This window comes from Longibacter salinarum (assembly GCF_002554795.1).
In the GTDB taxonomy this organism is placed as follows: Bacteria; Bacteroidota; Rhodothermia; order Rhodothermales; family Salinibacteraceae; genus Longibacter; species Longibacter salinarum.
Genome location: NZ_PDEQ01000004.1, coordinates 415,296 through 433,789 on the forward strand (window position 1 = coordinate 415,296; position 18,494 = coordinate 433,789).

13 protein-coding genes, 1 tRNA gene and 1 pseudogene are annotated in these 18,494 nt (G+C 59.8%); 4 read left to right on the plus strand and 11 right to left on the minus strand.

Annotated elements, in window-relative coordinates; all coding sequences use genetic code 11:
* Positions 1 to 72: 72 nt before the first annotated feature.
* From CRI94_RS10090 to CRI94_RS10100, 3 genes are all read right to left on the minus strand, one after another.
* Positions 73 to 1,641 carry a cryptochrome/photolyase family protein gene (locus tag CRI94_RS10090; RefSeq protein WP_098075569.1) on the minus strand — a complete coding sequence of 523 codons (1,569 nt, stop codon included), beginning with the start codon at positions 1,639 to 1,641 and terminating at the stop codon, positions 73 to 75.
* Between the two features lie 303 nt (positions 1,642 to 1,944).
* Positions 1,945 to 2,688: an SDR family NAD(P)-dependent oxidoreductase gene (locus CRI94_RS10095; RefSeq protein ID WP_098075570.1), complete on the minus strand. Its 744-nt coding sequence runs from the start codon at positions 2,686 to 2,688 to the stop codon at positions 1,945 to 1,947.
* A 248-nt stretch (positions 2,689 to 2,936) separates the two neighbouring features.
* On the minus strand, positions 2,937 to 3,509 hold the full coding sequence (locus CRI94_RS10100; RefSeq protein WP_098075571.1) for a fasciclin domain-containing protein: 573 nt from the start codon (positions 3,507 to 3,509) through the stop codon (positions 2,937 to 2,939).
* Between the two features lie 373 nt (positions 3,510 to 3,882).
* On the opposite strand from CRI94_RS10100, the gene CRI94_RS10105 reads away from it, so the two are divergent.
* Positions 3,883 to 3,957: transfer RNA gene (locus CRI94_RS10105), tRNA-Asn, on the plus strand.
* Between the two features lie 307 nt (positions 3,958 to 4,264).
* On the plus strand, positions 4,265 to 7,321 hold the full coding sequence (locus CRI94_RS10110; RefSeq protein ID WP_179862243.1) for a transglutaminase domain-containing protein: 3,057 nt from the start codon (positions 4,265 to 4,267) through the stop codon (positions 7,319 to 7,321).
* Positions 7,322 to 7,417: 96 nt separating this feature from the next.
* Here CRI94_RS10110 and CRI94_RS10115 read toward each other — a convergent pair whose 3' ends face one another.
* Entirely contained in the window at positions 7,418 to 9,382 is a 1,965-nt protein-coding gene (locus CRI94_RS10115; RefSeq protein WP_098075573.1) for a M1 family metallopeptidase, read from the minus strand.
* 555 nt (positions 9,383 to 9,937) lie between these two features.
* Here CRI94_RS10115 and CRI94_RS10120 point away from each other — a divergent pair.
* Positions 9,938 to 10,501: an HD domain-containing protein gene (locus tag CRI94_RS10120; protein ID WP_098075574.1), complete on the plus strand. Its 564-nt coding sequence runs from the start codon at positions 9,938 to 9,940 to the stop codon at positions 10,499 to 10,501.
* 418 nt (positions 10,502 to 10,919) lie between these two features.
* Here CRI94_RS10120 and CRI94_RS10125 read toward each other — a convergent pair whose 3' ends face one another.
* A complete protein-coding gene (locus CRI94_RS10125) occupies positions 10,920 to 13,001 on the minus strand; it encodes an alpha/beta hydrolase family protein (protein ID WP_098075575.1) in 2,082 nt (693 codons plus the stop codon).
* A 261-nt stretch (positions 13,002 to 13,262) separates the two neighbouring features.
* Between CRI94_RS10125 and CRI94_RS10130 the strand changes: the two genes are divergently transcribed.
* Positions 13,263 to 13,916, plus strand: coding sequence for an outer membrane beta-barrel protein (locus CRI94_RS10130; RefSeq protein ID WP_143815362.1), 654 nt, complete (start codon positions 13,263 to 13,265; stop codon positions 13,914 to 13,916).
* Positions 13,917 to 14,050: 134 nt separating this feature from the next.
* Here CRI94_RS10130 and CRI94_RS10135 read toward each other — a convergent pair whose 3' ends face one another.
* The 6 genes and pseudogenes from CRI94_RS10135 to CRI94_RS17685 all read right to left on the minus strand — a co-directional run.
* Entirely contained in the window at positions 14,051 to 14,833 is a 783-nt protein-coding gene (locus CRI94_RS10135; RefSeq protein WP_098075577.1) for an enoyl-CoA hydratase-related protein, read from the minus strand.
* Positions 14,834 to 14,896: 63 nt separating this feature from the next.
* A complete protein-coding gene (gene yhbY, locus CRI94_RS10140; RefSeq protein ID WP_098075578.1) occupies positions 14,897 to 15,229 on the minus strand; it encodes a ribosome assembly RNA-binding protein YhbY in 333 nt (110 codons plus the stop codon).
* A gap of 317 nt (positions 15,230 to 15,546) precedes the next feature.
* Positions 15,547 to 15,789: a hypothetical protein gene (locus tag CRI94_RS10145; protein ID WP_098075579.1), complete on the minus strand. Its 243-nt coding sequence runs from the start codon at positions 15,787 to 15,789 to the stop codon at positions 15,547 to 15,549.
* 290 nt (positions 15,790 to 16,079) lie between these two features.
* On the minus strand, positions 16,080 to 17,024 hold the full coding sequence (locus CRI94_RS10150; RefSeq protein ID WP_098075607.1) for a branched-chain amino acid transaminase: 945 nt from the start codon (positions 17,022 to 17,024) through the stop codon (positions 16,080 to 16,082).
* A gap of 219 nt (positions 17,025 to 17,243) precedes the next feature.
* The gene (locus CRI94_RS10155) at positions 17,244 to 17,996 is read right to left on the minus strand and encodes a glycosyltransferase family 2 protein (protein ID WP_098075580.1); all 753 of its coding nucleotides are present in this window, start codon (positions 17,994 to 17,996) and stop codon (positions 17,244 to 17,246) included.
* Positions 17,997 to 18,070: 74 nt separating this feature from the next.
* Positions 18,071 to 18,494: pseudogene (locus tag CRI94_RS17685) on the minus strand (hypothetical protein); the annotation flags it as partial.

The following is an 18,494-nucleotide window of genomic DNA, read 5'->3' on the forward strand; positions in this document are numbered from 1 at the left end:
CCCTCCCTACTGCAGGTGAACTCGAACGACGCAACCCACAATTCTAAATACTTTATCCTCGATGGTCAATCCTTAAAGCTCTCCCTCGTCGAGACGTTCGCGGTAATGCTCTGCCTGTTCGGCGATGGCCTCGAGCTCATCGTCCGACTTCCGTCGTACATTGGCGAGCTGGAAATTCATTCGCCGGTTTCCCGAGAACGTTTCCTGGTGTCGATTCAAAAAGTCCCAGTAGAACGTCGTGAACGGGCACGCGTCGTCGCCTGTGGACGCTGCCGGGTCGAAGCGACAATGGGAGCAGTAGTTGCTCTGCCGTGAGATGTACTTCCCGGATGCGGCGTACGGTTTCGTGCCGACAATTCCACCGTCGGCGTACAACGCCATCCCGATCATATTCGGCTGGGATACCCATTCCCACGCATCTACGTAATAGGCTTCGTGCCAGTCGTTCATCTGAGCGGGATCGATGCCGGCCATCATCCCGAAGAGCCCGATCACCATGAGTCGGGGGATGTGGTGGGTGTACGCATGCTCTTTGACTTGCCCCACGCATTCGCTGAGGCACCGCATCTGAGTTTCGCCGCTCCAGTATAAATCCGGCAGGTCCATCGCAGCATCCAGAGCGTTTTTATGACCGTATTCGGGGGCGTATAGCCAGTAGACGCCACGCACGAACTCGCGCCAGCCGAGAATCTGTCGAATGAAGCCCTCCACGGCATGGATCGGAGCGTGTCCATCATGGTACGCTTCTTCCGCCGCCCGAACGGCCGTGAGCGGCGACAGCAATTTCAGATTCAACGCTGCTGACAAGCGAGAATGGTACAGAAAGGCGCGCCCCGTCCACATCGCATCCTGGTAGGTCCCAAACATGGGAAGACGGTTCTTGATGAAGTCGTCAAGCGCCGTTTTCGCCTGCTCTGGAGTAACCGGCCAGCGGAACGTGTCGAGATCCCCCGGCGCAGAGGAAAAGTCCCGACGGACCGTCTCCAGCACCTTACCCGTGACGTCATCCCGGTCGAAGCGAGGTCCGTCCGGAATCATGCCCGGTCCGTCCGCGCCGAAGCTCTCCCGGTTGTCACTGTCAAAATTCCACTCTCCCCCGACGGGGTCTCCCTCATCTGTCAGAAGGATATCGTACTCGCGCCGCTGCTCACGGTAGAAATATTCGAGCGTGAGTTCCTTTCGACCATCCGCCCACGATTCAAAATCCTCGTGCGTGCACAGGAAATGACGATCGGCGTACACGGTAAACTCGACGCCCTCCTCGTCGCATACGGCCTCGATCTCCTTGAGTAGGCCGATGCGCCCGGGCTCCGTCAGCACCACCTCATCGGCGCCATGCTCCCGAATCTTCTCGCGAAGAGCGTCCGCCACAGGCGAGGCCTCCGCCGCGTGGTAAGAATCGCGGTCCGTCTCCGGCGGAGAAGCAGTTTCATACGCGACGGTGAGGCCCTGCTCTCGCAGTTCGTCCCGGAAGTGCCGCATCGCCGCGAAGCCAAGCGCCAGACGTTGCTTGTGCTCACGGAAACGCCCCCGATCCCGGTCGTTCTCCGTCATCACAACCACGTCGGTGTCCGGGTCCACATCATCGAAAAGGGCCGCGGATCGATCGAGCTGGTCGCGGAGAACGAGAAGGAGACGCATTGGACGTGTGGAAGTTTGGAAGTGTGGACGTGTTGAAGTGTTGGGGTGCGGATGTACCGGACTTTACGGGTGGAGGAAAAACCCGAACACATCAACACATAAAGAAGCTGTTTTGCGGATGGGTCGGTAACCGAGACACAGTGGGCGAAGCCCGTGTGAAGCGCTCAAGCGAGCCATGTAGTGAGGCCGACCGCAGGGAGGTCACCCCGTGGGGAACTACCTGGCGAGCGAAGTAGCTTCACAGGGCGAGATCCACGAAGTCGTAGGTCAGAGACAGTCCGCCAAACAGGTTCCAACACCGTTTCAGCTTGCGCGGACGGTGCTGAGGCCGCCGTCGACGCCGATCACCTGTCCGGTGACCCAGGTGGTCTCCGGGTCGAGCAGCCAGCACACGGCCGGGCCGATATCTTCCGGCTGTCCGATGCGTCCGAGCGCGTGCATGGCTTCCGACTGCTTTCGGCCGGCTTCGCTGCTAAGAATTCGTTTGGACATCGGGGTGTCGACCAGTCCCGGAGCCACGCAGTTCACGCGAACGCCGCGGCTCGCGTAGGTTGCGGCAGCCGCACGCATCAGGCCGGTGACGCCGCCTTTCGCCGCAGCAATCGCCTCATGATTCTTCAATCCCGTTCGGGCGACGGCCGAAGTCATGAGCACGATCGATCCGCCCTCTTTCATCATCGCTCGCGCCCCGGCTTTAACAGTATTGAACGCCGTGTCGAGGTTTTTCGAGATCTGCTCGCGATACTCGTCGACCGACGTGAGGTGCGCCGGCTTCAGCAGGATCGATCCCACAAAATTGACCATTCCATCAAGGCGCCCATACGTATCGATCGCATGGTCGACGATGTCCTGCACCTGCTCGAATTTAGTTGCGTCGAGTGGGAACGGGTCACCGCCCGTTTCTTCCGCGAGGGAGTTGAGCTCGTCCTCAGAGCGTGCACCGAGTACGAGCTGGGCCCCGTCGTCGGCCAGGCGTCGAGATACATCCGAACCGATGCCGCCCGTGGCGCCGATCAATATGTAGACGGGAGCGCTTGAGTCTGCCATAGCAGTGCGTAGAATTGTCGTGATAAGCGGACGGACGAACAATACGTACCAGACGGTTCGTGGCACGTTGACGTCTGCTCGCTTCTACGAATCGCACAGGGCAGGATTCACGTCAGATATGGAAATAGGTAGATCGTTACGGCGCGTCTCGCGCCCCTTTACAACGCGTCCGCAATCGGTCCTTACGTTTGCCGACCCGGCGGTCGTGAAGGATGCAGATGAGTGCGAAACCCAGCCGACGCACGGTATCACGGTTCGGTAGAATCATTGTCCATGACCGGCGGGCGCAAAACGGAGTCAATCACGTGGATGACGCCATTACCGGTCACGATATCCGCGTCAAGCACGGTAGCACTGCCGACGCGAAGCGTACCGTCGTCAGCGCTGACCGGTACAGATGAACCCTCCATCGTATTGACAAACGCCATTCCACTCACGTCCTCGCTCATCAATTTTTGCTGCACGACGTGGTGGGTCAAAATCATACGGAGACGATCCCTGTTTTCACGATCGAGCAAATCGGGAACGGTCCCTTCGGGAAGTCGATCGAATGCCGCATTGGTCGGGGCAAACAACGTATACGGACCTGCGCTCGCAAGCGTGGAGTCGAGACCGCTCGAATCAAGAGCGGTCTGTAAGGTTGTAAAGCGGTCGTCGGTTTCGATCACACTCGCTAGAGAACTACTATCGCTCAGCGTGACAGCCGTAGAATTATCCTCTTGTGCCGGATCCCCGGACTCGCCGCATCCAGCTATGGCGAAAGCAAGAAAAGGAACGACCAGAATGGCCGCCAGGGATCGGAACCAGCAAGGTGTATACATAGACAATGATATAGAATCGTCAGGTACCGGTTTATCGCTGTACTTTCAACACTGGATGCTGTTTTGCCTTGTTTGGTGATTTTCGAAACATCCGCTTTTCTTGACCTCTGCAATGATATTGAGAGATTCGTTTTAGCACGTGTCGACCCGGTGGACTACGCGCTCTCTACCAACCACCAGGGCCAAGCCTCCCCAATTTGAAATCACCGTCAACCTCTTGACACGTTGGCGCAATACGTCGTACCGTAAGACTCCCTGATGACGGACGCGCCCGCCGACTCAAGCCGTCGCAAAGCGTTTGTGAATCAGGAACCCGTTTCTCACGGGATGGTAAGAGCGGATCCTGACGGGCAGAACCGCCCCGAATACATATTCCTCGGTAGCTCAGTGGCAGAGCATCCGGCTGTTAACCGGACGGTCGCTGGTTCGAATCCAGCCCGGGGAGCCAAAAAGATGAAAGGCCTAAGCGCTTGCGATCCAAGTGCTTAGGTTTTTTCTATTTACGTCAATCCTCCTTCGGTTCTGCAGGTCGTGCGGAATCGTCCCGTCGGATTCTTTGACGATCCTCCCTCATGTCACCCATCCTGAGGATCGCGTGTTCATTACCCCGACCCGACCCTCAACCGCCGTATGAGTGGACGTGATCGGAGGCCTTGTAGAACGCCACGCTGAGGGCTACATTCTGCATCTCTCCCTCCTCTGGTCTCTCCCCTTCGTTGTCTATGTGTCGCGTCATAATCAGGCACCTTTTTGTTTTGACCCTGCTGCTCCTCGTCCCGCGCTCCGTAGCCGCTCAGGACACGCGCGAACAGGCAGTGTCCATGAATCCCGAGCTCACCAAGGCAAAGACGATCGAGATCACACATCCCGATGGGGTGATCGACATTCCGAGCTACCGGAGCGCAACGTATGAGCAGAGCGTGCAGCGGCTCTCTCCGGACACGGTACTCGTAACGGTCGCAACGAAGCGGGCATCGTTCGACGACCCGTACCCTGTTGTGGCCGTCCCCGACTCGATGCAGCGCTATGCGGGACCAACGGCCAACATCCAGAGCGATGCGGCAGATATTGCGGCGATAGCGAACCAGATCCGCTCCCAAGCGAATGCAAGAACCCAGCAGGAGCTAGTCAACGCCGTCCTCCGCTGGAACAGCAACCACCTGCGGTGGGCTCGTCCGAACGAAGTTCCAGATGCCCTTACGGCACTCGAGCGAGGTAGCGGTAACTGCATCGCCTTCACCCACCTCCCCGCCGCCGTTCTTCGCCACCTGGGTATTCCGGCCCGAACTGCCCGTACGTTTGTCGCCCGACCCGACGCGAATGCCCTCATCCGACACTACCTTCTGGAGGTCTACTACCCATCCACCGGCGCTTGGGCCACGTACGAACCCCAGATTCCGGGGCAGCCGTGGACGAGCAACGTGTACCTGTACAACGCACCCGACTGGAGCACGGCCGGACAGCGCCGGACACGTCCCATCAGCGAAGACCCTCGCACCACCGTTCGGTATGCGCGTCAGGCCGTCGACGCATCGATTCGTGCTGGTGCCACTCCGCTCGCGTCGAAACATGACAATGACGCTCTGTACACCGCCGTGGACGGAGACGGGCCCATCGCTGCCGTGGGACGCACCCGAAGCCCCGGCGACGACATCTCCGCCCTTTTGACGAGCGAGGCGATCGTGTTCGAAGCGGATGCCACCGGCACGCTCATACCCACCGACACCGTTGGCGGACGGGCTGCGCCGGAGACGTTTTGGGGATTTCACGCGATGGATGTCAAAGGCACACCGGTGCTTCTACCGAACCATCGAGGGAGCATCGATGCACATGTGGATCTCGGCATCGCGGCAGGACCTGCGCTCGGACGCGATGCTCCCTACATCTTCGAACGGTCGGATGACAGCTGGAGCAGCACTCGCCTTACGGGTCCACCCTCAGAAGAATTGGCAGCCACCGAACAAACGGTCGCCATCGGGCCGGAAGCTGCTGTCGTGGTGGTGCCGATGGACCGGGATGACCGCCAGGGTCGCGAAACGTGTACCGCGCACGCATTCGCTCGCACGAATAACGGCTGGAAATGGACGGGCGAACTGGACGTGACCACGCCTGCCGCCTCAGCGACGTTTCGGAGCTACTCGGCCCCGAATTACACCTTAGAGGTGACCTGCAAGCCGCAAGCTGCCATCGTAGACGGGCGCATCGTCGTCGGAACGTTCATCCGCGGCGAACAGGGTCGGGACGTAAGAGGCGGGCGAATGGACGTTTCGCCGGTTGAGCCGACCGACGATGTCGCGCAGGGCCATCTCCAGATCTTCGAAGCGGGAGCCGATGGTGAATTTGCAGAGACCGCTCGATTTTCTTCGGACGGCGAACAGTGCACGTTTCCGGCCTCCATCGCCGGAAAGGGACCGCGTATCGCGGTGGGCGCGGCTCACTGCGACGACGGCAAGGATCACATTCGTTTTTACTCGCTGAGTAGCGACAGCTGGACGCAGGGAGGCCGCCTGACGCCCGACTCAGAGCATCTGCGACGCGGCATGGGCGGGCGGCCCGGCTTTGCCACCGACCTTGCCTGGAACGGCGAAACGCTGGCCGTCGGCACGCGCCGATCCGTTGGCAATACCCACGCCCGCTCCAGTGTGGTGCTCTACACATCGAGCGGTGCAAACGATTGGACGGAATCGCAGGTGATCGAATCGGACAATAGCAGCTGGCGTCAGGAGTTCGTGGCGTTTCGCGGCGATCGCCTCATCCTGGAAGGTCCGGAAGAGTCGCATGTACTGGAACGGTCCGGCGACACCTGGACGCGGATTGCCAGCCGTCGCCCCATCCGGGGCGGACTCGACCGTCGGGCACCCGGCGTCGCCGTCCATGGTGAAACGATCGTTGTTGCGCGCTACCAGCCTACGCCAGCCCCCCAGTCGCACCATGACGGTGGGATTCTTACGCGCCTGCTGCCCACACCCGCCCTGGACGTATACCAGCGAACGGACGGCTCATGGATGCGCACGGCACAACTTCGCCTGCCGGAGCCCGCTTTGCCTCATGATGTGCGAATGGCTGTGGACATGGACGATCGGCACATCGTCGTCGGTGTGAAAGAAGCTACGTTCGTATTCACGCGAACCGGCCAGGGATGGAGCAAACCCGTGCGTCTGCGCACGTCCAAACGCGAATCCATTCGCTTTGGCGAGTCGGTGTCGATTCACGATGGCGTGATTGCCGTCGGTGTATCTGATGCTGCCATGTTCACCGATGCGGGACGGCAGTCGTATGTGGGCGCTGTACACCTCTTCAACGGCAACGGAACGCAGTGGACGCATGCAGCAGAGGTGCGGGCTCCGGAGCCGGAGGCATACGCAGCTTTCGGGCGGTCGGTGGCTCTGTATGACGGTACGCTGCTCGTGGGTGAAAGCGGCAACCCCGGGCGGCGCGACCGGACCGGTGCGGCCTACATCTACAAGCGCTCGAGTGGATCGTGGACCCATGCGGCCACCCTGGAGCAACCGTCCGCCGACACACAGGATCGATTCGGAGAGAGCGTAGCCCTCCGCGGAGATACAGCGATCGTGGGTGCCTCTGGAAATACCGCCGGACGTGGATTGCCGCATCGTGGCACCGCCCTGGTCTACACGAGAACATCTGAAAACACGTGGCGCCTGTCTTCTGTGGCCGGCGCCTCGCCAGCAACATCGACTGAGCGACTCGGCGCACACCTGGCCTTCACCGGTACGCACCTGTTGATGACGACGAGGCCGCAGCGCGGATCGCGAGAGCGTGGAGTTTACGCTGTCCCGATACGCCGATAAGAACGCGGTTGTAGACATCCTCATGACACAAGCGACGCCCGCCTCCGACTTGTCGGAAGCGGGCGTGCGTTTGCTCTCAAACCGGACCACAAATTATCACTTCGTCCAGTCGTTGTTCGTGCGATCGACATCCGGCAGATACGCTTCCGGGTCGAGTTCGACTTTCTCAAGATCACCGGCCGGCAGCGTGATCGTCACGCTCCGCTCGCCGTTCATCCAGGGCGTTACGTCGGTCTTCCGTGTGACCGTCTCGCCATCAGCGTAGGTCGCCTTGAGGATGACCGGCATCACCAGGTTGTCGCGGTCTTCGACCGTAACGGTCGGCTGATCACCGGAGGTATCGACGCTCTCGATGGCGTGATCCAGGGACCACTTCTCGTAGAACGCACCGCGCCAGAACCAATCCAACTCCTGTCCTGAGACATCTTCGAACGTATTGAAGAAGTCATACGGCGTGGGGTGCTTGTACGCCCACCGGTCCACATATTCGCGATAGGCCTCGAAAAAGGTCTCGTCCCCGAGAACACCGCGCAGAGCATGCAGCATGGTGCCGGGCTTCGCGTAGGACGCGTAGACCCGCTGCGGACCGTCTGATGGATAGAGGTCGGCGTGCCGCATGGACGGTGCCTCTTGTGCGGAGCCGGCAAACCGGTAGAACCAATTTTCCGATGGCACCCAGTTGTCGGTACCGAAGAACTCAGATGCGCCCTCATTTTCGTTAAACGTCGTGGTGCCTTCGTCGAGCCACGCATGCCGTTTCTCGTTGGTCCCGACGATCATCGGCACCCACATGTGCGAGATCTCGTGGTACGTGACGCCGAAGAGCGACTCTGGCGAGTTGCGATTGCCGCCGATGAGGGTGATCATGGGAAACTCCATGCCGCCCCCGATGATGCCTTCCACAGCCGTCATGTGCGGGTACGGATACGGCATCAACATGTCCGACAGATGCTCGATCGAGAACTGAGAGAACTCGGCCGAGCGGTCCCACTGGCTCGTTCCCGGGCGGTACATCGAATGGATCATCGACGACCCTTCGTTGGTCTCGGCGGAGGTGGCGTCCCAGACGTACTTCGCAGAGGTACCGAATGCGACATCACGCACCTGGTCCGCCTGAAACGTCCAGGTGAGCGTTCCGTCTTCGTTGGTTGCGTTGGCCGTCGCCGTTCCTGCGCCGCGGTCTTCTTCTGTAACCACGTTGACGATGTCCGACGTGTTGGCCGCCTGCTCGAGGCGCGACTGCGTCTGCTCCGCCAGCACCTCCTCCGGATTCTGAAGTTTGCCAGTCGCACCAACGATCCAGCCTTCTGGCACGGTGACAGACAGCTCGTAATCGGCGTATCCCATGTAGAACTCACCGTCGCCCTGGTACAGCTCGGCGACCCATCCGTCCACATCATCGTAGACGGCAAGGTGCGGATACCAGTACGCCAGATAGTAGACCTCGCCATCCTGCCCCATGCGGAAGTTGTCTTCGCCGGGAACGCGGAAGCTCCACTCCGTGCTCAGAGTCACTGAGTCGCCCGGTGCTACGCTCTGAGGCAAAATAACCCGCATGCGGGTGGCATCCGTGACATATCCCATACCCTCGCGACGGAGGTCTGCTCGGGACGTAAGCTCGACCATGTCTTGGCCGTCAAACGCGAGGTTTTCAACGGTCATGCCGCCGGTAATCTCCGCGCGGCGCGTCCGCTCCATGCCTTGCGCGTGCACGTTCTGGCGGAGGTGAAGCGCCAGAGTGCGAAGCGAATCCGGCGACCGGTTGATAAACGTGATGGTCCCCGAACCGTGTAGCATCGAATCGGACGGGGTGATCTCGGCGTTCAGGTCATAGCGCGCGTAGTTGGTCCAGTAGTTCTCGCCGGGCGTGCCATCGGTCGTGCGTGTACCCTTCTCGACGGCCCGCTGGAACGACGGTCGCGGCTGGATCGGATATGGAATCGGGCGGCGGGTTTCTACCGCGGCCTCGTCAGAGGTGGAGCCGGACGGAGCGGCCTGCTGTGCCTGGGCCGGAGCGACCAGCAGAAGCAGCACAAAAACAAACGGTACGAGTCGATGCATGAAGGAGGGTAGGTTCGTGGGAGAATGTCGGACGGTCTCTACGGATGAGCCTGGGGATACGTTCAGGCTGGAAGTTCAGGGTTCAAGGTTCAGCGTTCAGAGTTCAGGGTTCAGGGTTCAGCGTTCAGGGTTCAAGGTTCATCGCTAGCTACCGGACCGTCTGATTTCAACACGGAATCTCTTCGGGCGACATCGCGAAACGGACCTCTTAGCGTCTCATGCGTCTCGAACGCGGGGCGTTATCGTCGAGAAATGACCAACTTTCACATGCCCGTGCCCCCACACTCCCATACTCCCACGCATTCGGGAGCAACTGCGCCGTTACATGTGGCAGTGACACACGCCCCAGTGAAACTGTCCGGTAGCCAGGGTTCATCGTTCAGGGTTTGTCGCGCGGGCGGATGTGCGTTCCAGGCACTATGCATCTTCTGGTTTCGGCTCTGGTAGGATGTCCGTGTTCGCACTGGGGACAGGTTCTGGATTCTCTCGGCCACGCGTCCCCGTTCGCTATACGCAACGTACCGTTGACCTGAATTCGCACCCGTCGTGACCACTATGTCCGATCTGTCTGGAATTATCACCTTTCTTCAACGCGCCGAAGCGATGAAAAACACGCTGCGGTCCGGCTACACATCGGACGGACGCACGGAAAGCGTGGCGGAGCATACATGGCGGCTGACGCTCATGGTCACCGTTCTCGGGCCGGAGTACCCGGATGTAGACATAGCGAAGCTGCTCAAAATGTGCATCGTCCACGATCTCGGCGAAGCTCTGAACGGAGACATCCCGGCCCCGGAGCAAGTCGAACAGGGGGATAAACCAGACCGGGAGCGAGCCGACCTCCTAGACCTAACCGACACCTTGCCGCCGTCGACGCAGGCGGAAGTGGTCGCACTCTGGGATGAGTACGAGGCCGCGGAAACGCGCGAAGCTCGACTCGCGAAAGCATTCGACAAGCTCGAGACCATCCTGCAGCACAATCAAGGCCAGAACCCACCCGACTTCGACTATGCGTTCAATCTCGACTACGGCGCGGAGTACACAAACGTAGATGCCCTGATCAAGCAGTTTCGCACCGTCCTGGACAAGGAAACGGCGCGGCTGGCGGGGACCGATTAGTTCAGGGTTCATAACCTGTTTGGCGGATGGGCGGTAGACATAGTGCGCATGATCAACCCAGCCTAGTCTGACGAGCACGCGAGCAAGCATCGCGTGCTAGCATCGCGAGGACCGACCATCGGGAGGTCCGTACGTTGGGATCGCCGAAGGCTGTCCGCCAAACAGGTTGTCAGAGTTCAACGGCGTTCGAAATCAACACGCGATGGTCTTTGGGTTTTGCGACGAACCGCAGACGAACCCAATAGAGACAGATCACCGAACAAAAAAGCGTCGCACGGCCGTGCGACGCTTGATCGCTTCGAAGATGAAAGGAGGGCGAGCATCAAGGTGAACCGGCAAAGACGAGTCAGGATGGCCCTTAGGGGTTACCGATGTTGCCGGCACCACAAGGTTCGGGGTTAGCACGATTTGAAGAGGTTCACCGGCCGCCTCGGGCGCCGTGGCGGTCGAACCATTCGAGGATGTGGGCCACCTTCGACATGAGGTGACTCGGCCTGGCGGCGATTCCGTGGGAAGCGCCCGGGATGCGAACCATTACCGTTTCCACCTTCTGCAGCTGTAGCGCCTGGTAGAACTGCTCTGTCTCCGACATCGGCGTGCGGAAGTCCTCCTCCCCGGTCAAGAGCATCGTGGGTGTCGTTACGTTACCGATGAGCGAAATGGGCGAGTGGTCCATGTACTCATCGAGGTGCTCCCACGGCGGGCCGGAGAACCAGTACTTCGTGTAGAACGGATACCCGTCGCTCGTGAGAACGAAGCTGTACCAGTTGATGACGGGCTTAGCAGCAACGGCCGCACGGAACCGGTCCGTTTTCCCCACGATCCAAGCGGTGAGGATACCGCCCCCGCTTCCCCCGGTTACGTAGAGCCGGCTCGTGTCGATGCCGCCACGATCAATGACGGCATCCACGCCGGCCATCAGGTCATCGTAGTCCGGCCCCGGGTAATTCTTGTGGATTGCGTTGCCGAACGATTCGCCATAACTCGTGCTACCTCGTGGATTCGTGTAGAGAACGACGTAACCTGCCGCTGCATAAAGCTGGGCTTCCGCACTGAAGCGTGGCCCGTAGTTGGCATATGGTCCGCCGTGAATCTCGAGCATGAGCGGGTACTTCTTCGACGGGTCAAAGTCCGGCGGCGTGACGATCCAACCCTCGATTTCTGCCCCATCTGTGGACGTATACGTGATGTCCTCCACCGCTCCCCAGCGCACGCGACTGGACAAGTCCTGGTTGAGCTGTGTCAGCCGGCGAACGCCTTGCCCGCGCGTGACCGCCACGTCAGCTGGGTGATGTGGGCCCGTTTGCGTGAAGGCAATCCGTCCGTTCGCAGCAACCGAAAACGAGCCGCCCGGGTACGGCCGTCCGAGCGTCGTCCCGCCGACGTTCGTCACCACCTCCCTCACCCGGCCATTCATCGAGACTGCGCCAACCTTCGTTGTGCCCTCATCGTCGTACTGCACGTAGATCGTCTCCCCGTCCGCGCTCCAGGTTGGATTCTGGACATCACGCTCCAGGTCCGCGGTGATAACTTGTTTCTCGCCACTCTCGAGATCGAGCACGTGAAGCCGTGTGACCTGATAGCCCTGAAAGGCATCGTCGAACCCCGTGTACGCGATTCGCGACCCGTCGGGAGAAATCGCGGGACTCGAATCCGGGCCCTGGCGACTCGTAAGAGATGTGATGCTGCTGGACTGCAGGTCGAAAAGGTAGAGCTCGGAGTCGAGCGGATCATAGGGAGCGTCGTCAGACCGATTGGCAGAGAGGACAATCGCCGATCCGTCCGGCATCCATTCAATCGATCCGCCATGATCGTACGGTCCCGATGTAATCTGTCGCGGAGTTCCTCCCTCGTCCGGGACGATGAACACCTGACGGTGCCCATCCTTGAGATATCCCGCTCCATCCGAGCGATAGCGCACGTCGTCGATCACTTTCGCACGGGGCGCCCATTCCGCGCCCTCCGGCGGAGCAGGCATACGTGCAAAGGGACGCTGCGGCGTTTCCTTCAACATGGAGAAGGCAATATGTGAGCCGTCCGGCGACCACGACAGGCTGCTCGGCGAGGAAACCAGCTGCGTGATCCGGGCTGTCTCGCCAGATTCCATCCATCGGACGTAGATCTCGCTTCCATCGTCTCCATCGGAGGCAACGTACGCGATCCGATCCCCCGACGGCGACCATCGGGGCGACGAGGCGTTCACGTCGGGCGCGGTCACCGGCCGATGACCGCGGCCGTCTGCTGCGACAATCCAGAGCCTGGACATCGCGCGATCCGTCATCCGGTCCATCGACGTGCGGGCATAGATGATGGACTCCCCGCTCGGGTGGATCTGGGGGTCCGAGGCGTACTCAAGCGCAAACACGTCCGTCAGCTCGAAGTGGAGTGAGTCGGTTGCATACTGGGCCAGCGCGTCGGGCGTTGACAAAGCAAATACGCTGATGAGAACACCCAGAATGGCAGAGCGAAGGGGAAAGCGGGGCTTGATGCGATCTCGCATGAAGGTACACTTTAAAGAAACGGGCAGCATCGCCACCAAGGTACGAACATGAACACGGAGTCGCGAAAAACTGGACGAGAGAAGATTACTCATCCATCATCATACGCAAGAATTCGAGGTAGCTGAATCGATAGAAAAACGCGTACCGTCACGACGGATGAATAGATTTTCCCAAACGCACGTGACTCTCCTGCTGTCGCACGCGGCTACGTGGTCAAGAAAGATACATCCCTTTTTTTCGAAAACATCCGTCCAGGCATTATGACGCGTCCCCTTTGTCTGATCAGGTCTGAGGTATTTCGTATCGCCGTATCCTGCATTCTCGTTGGCCTCACGGCTGCCACTCTCCTCAGCTCCGAGACCATGGCGCAAGAGGCCGAACCGAAGTCGAATACAGAACGCTTATTTTTACAGATCTCTCTCGATGGTCAATCCATCGATTACCGTGACGATGCATTCTCCGAAACCGACAACGGTGGGGGACTTTCGCTTCGAGCAGGATGGGGCGTGTCTCCCCTCGTCACGATATACGTGGGCGTGACAGGAGCATCAATCGATGGTCAATCCAGTGCGATTACCGGAAATGATTACAGCTGGTCAGGCGGTGAGTTAGGCCTACGACTCAACTTCCGCTCTGGTCGCTCCCTCGTCCCGTATGCCGACGTTGCGCTTCGTGGCGTGGCTGCCACCGAGGATGATCGCGACGTGGAGTTTCGCGGCGGTGGATTCACGCTAGGCGGCGGCGTTTCATATTTCTTCACTCCCGCCGTCGCTCTTGACGCCGGTCTGCACTTCGGCGGTGGACGGTTTGACGAGGTCCAGGTTGGCAACATCTCGGCAGGACTCGATGAGGACGAATTCGGCTATGGTGAAGGTCGGTTTTCGCTCGGTCTCACGTTCTATCCACTCCGCTAATCGACCGCTGTACCGATAGGCCTAACATCCAGACATAGACGCGCCCCGTTTCGCATCTGGCGGAACGGGGCGCATTCGTCTTACGCCGGTTCTGAGACCGACGAGCCATTCATATTCGAAGCGGCTATCCCGACTTATCGATTTTGTAGTCGGTCGATCATAGAACGCACCGCCTCATCATGATCGTCGGTATGCTGAACCGTTGCCTGGAGCGCTGCGGTGAGTTGAAGTGCGGTCTCGAGGTCATTGTCGACGCTTCGGTAGAGACAGGCTTTAGCCGCCTGCACGGCTTTCGGTGGAAGGCTCGCGATCTGTTCGGCGCGTTCGTGCGCAACATCCACAACCTGTTCAGAGGGGGCGAGCGACGTAACGAGACCCATGTCCAGTGCCTCCTGCGCCTCGACGATACGAGCGGTAAGGACGAGATCGAGCGCTCGAGCGAACCCAATGACGCGCGTCAAGAGGTACGCTCCGCCGTCCCCGGGCACAAGCCCGACACGCGCGAACGTCGACCCAAACTTGGCATCGTCGCTCGCGATACGCAGGTCGGCCATCAGAGCGAGGTCGAGCCCCGCTCCAATCGCGGCTCCATGTACCGCAGCGACGACGGGCTTCTCGAGTTGATCGAACCGCCGGGGGAGTTGCTGTAGTCCCTTCCGATACTGGTTACGCAGCTCGGCAGGATCCCCAGCAAACATCCCCTCACGATCGCGCATCGCTTTGAGGTCGCCCCCCGCGCTGAAGACCGGTCCGGCACCGGTAATGACAACGCTGTGCACGCTGTCGTCGGCGTCCGCCTCGTCGATCGCCGCCAGCAATTCTTTCACCATTTCATCCGAATACGCATTGCGCGCATCCGGCCGGTTCAGTGTGATCGTGGCAACGGCGTCGCGCGTTTCGTACAGAACGTCGGGCATGAGACGGGGCCTTTTAGAACAACGATGGGGTCACGGGCCGGCGTAGATGGCAGACCGGTGTGGTTACGGTAGTTCGATCTGCGGCTCGTCCGGGTCGGGACGATAGAAGGTGACCGTCCACCCCATCGTGTGTACGACCTGAACGCCCTCCATCCGATCGGCGATGGCGTGGGCCATGTCACGCGGCTGTTCGTTTGCGTTGTCAAGAATCCGAATTTTCAGCAGCTCCCGCGTGTTGAAGGCTTCTTCGATAGACGTCATGACGGCATCGGACAGACCGTCTTTTCCAACGTGTACCACGGGCTTGTTGCCGTGCGCGAGGGAGCGGAGATGAGCGCGCTGCTTCGATGTCAGACGCGCAGGTTCGTTAGACGAATTGTCGGTTGTATCCGGCATTTTTAAATGTTCAGAGTTCAGAGTTCGATGTTCAGCGTTCATTACCTGTTTGACGGACGGACCACAAAGAAGCAAATGCATCCGTTCATCCCTATTTGATGACCTGACGAATCGTCTTTCGTACGGCCGCAGTCGACACGATGCGCAAGATCAACCAGGCCCAGTACTCCAAGCTTCGCAAGGACCGACCGGCGCGAGGTCCGTGCCCTTGGATGGCCGAGGGCTGCCCGCCAAACAGGTTCTCAAAGTCCAATGTTCAGCGTTCGTTCGCCCCTTCCCTTTTTCCTCATCCCTCGCACCTCACCCCTCACACCTCATCAACATGCATTGGGGCGGGTGACGTGATCGACGCGGGCGATGCGGTCAAGTCGAATTCGACGACTGCCATTGAGTTCGGCAAATTCTTCGTCGCCGTCAGAGTAAATGTCGGTAATGACGGCTGTGACCTCCTCCGTATCATCATCAACCTCCAGAAGCAGCGTGCACGTGTGTCCACGCATCATCCGGATGCCGAGTTCGTCGTAGAAGCCGCATGCGATCGGCTGATAGTCGTCGGCCATGGTAGGCGAGGGATCGAGTGCGATGGTCGATGTGCAGGCTGAGGGCTGTGGTCCGTCGAACGGTACAGGGCAACGATTGATCAGCATGCACGGTTCGAGCACCATTTTTCCACAAACAGGACGCCCTCCGCCGGCACGGGGCCGAGGGAGGGCGTATGCTGTTCGGTGCGCGACGACTCGCAATTCCACAGACGAGCCATCGGTCATGTGCTATGCTATAGCACGAGGTGCTACATTGCCGCACACAGTGCTACATCGTTGCGCACAGTGCTACATCGTCGCACACGGTGCTACATTGTCGCGGCCGCCTCCTCGGGCTCTTCCACGTCGACGAACGTGAGCCAGTCGTGCGGGTCGTTGCCGTTGTGCACGATGTCGAAGTAGGCCGACTGCAGATCTTCTGTGATCTCGCCACGGACACCATCTCCGACGGTGTAGTGGTCGACCGACCGGATGGGTGTCACCTCCGCCGCCGTTCCCGTAAAGAAGAGTTCGTCAGCGATGTACAGGGCTTCGCGCGGCACCATCTTCTCCTCGATGCTGTAGCCTTTCTCGCGCGCCAGTGTGATGATCGAGTCGCGCGTGATGCCCGGAAGGATCGACAACCCAACCGGTGCTGTGTAGATTTCGCCGTCACGCACAATGAAGAGGTTTTCGCCACTTCCCTCGGCGAGGTAGCCGTTGGTGTTGAGCATGATGCCCTCGTGCATCCCGTTTTTGAGAGCGTTCATCTTCACGAGAGAAGCGTTCAGGTAATTCCCTCCGGCCTTCGCCATAGCCGGCAGCGTGTTCGGTGCCATTCGGTTCCAGTTCGCAACCTCCACATCCACGCCTTCTTCCAGTGCTTCGTCGCCGAGGTAGGTGCCCCATTCCCAGACGGCGATAAACGTCTCGACTTTGTTCTGGAGTGGGTTCACGCCCATTGGTCCCATGCCACGGAAGGTGACAGGCCGGATGTAGCATGACTCCATCCCGCTACGTTCAACGGTGTCAACGACCGCGTCGCACAGTTCATCGACCGAGTACTGGGTTTCCATCCGATGCACCTTGGCGGAGTCCACCAGGCGCTTCATGTGTTCCTCCAGACGGAAGATGGCCGAACCTTCGTCCGTATTATAGCAACGGATGCCTTCGAAAACGGACGAACCGTAGTGCACGACGTGGGAAAGGACGTGGATGTTCGCTTCCTCATAAGGAACGAACTCACCGTTAAACCAGATGTCGGGCTTCTTCATGGGGATCATTCTTAACGACGATACGGGGCGAAAAGGAACCTCCGGGGGAACGACCGAAGTGCCTCGGAGATCAGCTGGCTGCGTCTTGCAGACCGAACCGTTTGAATTACGGAATCGGTTTGGAAAGGTTCGTACTCGCGCACCATCTTGGAACCGCTTTCAAACAGACGTGACCCTCACGAAACGTGATGTCGAAGCGAAAATCCCTCTCTGCGGTCCTCATCCTGATGCTTCAGCGGCAGAGGTCTTCGATGACAAAGCTCGACGAGCCGCCAATGGCACATTTTTCCCACGGCGAAGTGCAAACCGAAAGATGGTCCACAGGATTTTCGCGGAGGCCTTCACGGTGCCGGAGAGCGTTCCGGTGATCTTGGACACCCCGACGCGCTTGCGGTAGGACACTGGCACCTCGCAGATACGTAGGCCGGCCTCAATCGCTTTGATCTGCATCTCGATCGTCCACCCGAACGTTTGATCTTGCATGTCGAGAGCCAGCAGGTCGCGGAACCGAATCGCACGAAACGGCCCCAGGTCGGTGTATCGCGCCCCCCAGATCCACTGCATTAACGTGCAGGCCAGGCGATTCCCGATTCTGGCCTGCGGAAGCATCGCGCCGGGCTCGGCTTCTCCCCGGATCCGCGAGCCAACAACAAAATCGGCCTCGTCATTGAGGATCGGCTTGAGAAGGCGACCCATTTCATCGGGATGGTCGCTGTAGTCCCCATCCAGAAAAACGACGATGTCGGGCTGTCTGGCTCGTGCGTACTCGATCCCGCGCAGGCAGGCGTAACCGTAGCCCTGCTTCGGCTCGGTGAGCACGGTCGCCCCGGCCGCACGGGCGTTGTCCTCTGTCTCATCCGTCGAGGCATTGTTCACGACGACCACTTCGTCGACCCGATCCGGCACGTCGCCGATCACCTGGGCAATCGCCCGGGCTTCGTTAAACGCCGGAATGATAACAAGGATGGACATGGGGCGGTTCGGAGTTCAGGGTTCAGAGTTCAGGGTTCAGGGTTCAGGGTTCAGGGCTAGCTACCGGACAGTTTTCAAAAATAGGGAACGAAGCGCACATCGATGGGGGCGTCGTTCTGCAAACATCGCCGGATCCATCGCAGGCCGATTGCAAGGTAGCTTCGGTCCCGTCGGTCGGATCGGTCCACGCAGCATCGGTCGCCTCGTTTGACGACGGCGCTTGCGACCGCGATGAGCCAGACGTAGATGAGGCTGAGTACGAGGACGAGCCTCGCGATGCGCTCCGGGGCCTGCAGCCGCGTGCGATGCAGTTGAAAGCGGCCCCCTTGCCAGTCCCCAAAGAGCTCTTCGATCCACATCCGAGTGCGGTCGTGCCGGAGCACCGCGCTCGGCGAGGGGGCGTTGGTCACCAGGCGCCAGGGCCGCTCTTCGCCGATCGCCCAGTGGTACACGAGGCGCGCAGGCCCGAAGGCGTGTGCCTTGGTCACCTGAACAGGC

Excerpts from the sequence above, each read along its gene's own strand:
- CRI94_RS10125 (WP_098075575.1), bottom strand. The coding sequence starts at position 13,001 with ATGCGAGATCGCATCAAGCCCCGCTTTCCCCTTCGCTCTGCCATTCTG.
- CRI94_RS10155 (WP_098075580.1), bottom strand. The coding sequence starts at position 17,996 with ATGTCCATCCTTGTTATCATTCCGGCGTTTAACGAAGCCCGGGCGATT.
- CRI94_RS10150 (WP_098075607.1), bottom strand. The coding sequence starts at position 17,024 with ATGAAGAAGCCCGACATCTGGTTTAACGGTGAGTTCGTTCCTTATGAG.
- CRI94_RS10095 (WP_098075570.1), bottom strand. The coding sequence starts at position 2,688 with ATGGCAGACTCAAGCGCTCCCGTCTACATATTGATCGGCGCCACGGGC.
- CRI94_RS10135 (WP_098075577.1), bottom strand. The coding sequence starts at position 14,833 with ATGCCCGACGTTCTGTACGAAACGCGCGACGCCGTTGCCACGATCACA.
- CRI94_RS10120 (WP_098075574.1), top strand. The coding sequence starts at position 9,938 with ATGTCCGATCTGTCTGGAATTATCACCTTTCTTCAACGCGCCGAAGCG.
- CRI94_RS10115 (WP_098075573.1), bottom strand. The coding sequence starts at position 9,382 with ATGCATCGACTCGTACCGTTTGTTTTTGTGCTGCTTCTGCTGGTCGCT.
- CRI94_RS10130 (WP_143815362.1), top strand. The coding sequence starts at position 13,263 with ATGACGCGTCCCCTTTGTCTGATCAGGTCTGAGGTATTTCGTATCGCC.
- CRI94_RS10100 (WP_098075571.1), bottom strand. The coding sequence starts at position 3,509 with ATGTATACACCTTGCTGGTTCCGATCCCTGGCGGCCATTCTGGTCGTT.
- CRI94_RS10145 (WP_098075579.1), bottom strand. The coding sequence starts at position 15,789 with ATGGCCGACGACTATCAGCCGATCGCATGCGGCTTCTACGACGAACTC.
- CRI94_RS10090 (WP_098075569.1), bottom strand. The coding sequence starts at position 1,641 with ATGCGTCTCCTTCTCGTTCTCCGCGACCAGCTCGATCGATCCGCGGCC.
- yhbY (WP_098075578.1), bottom strand. The coding sequence starts at position 15,229 with ATGCCGGATACAACCGACAATTCGTCTAACGAACCTGCGCGTCTGACA.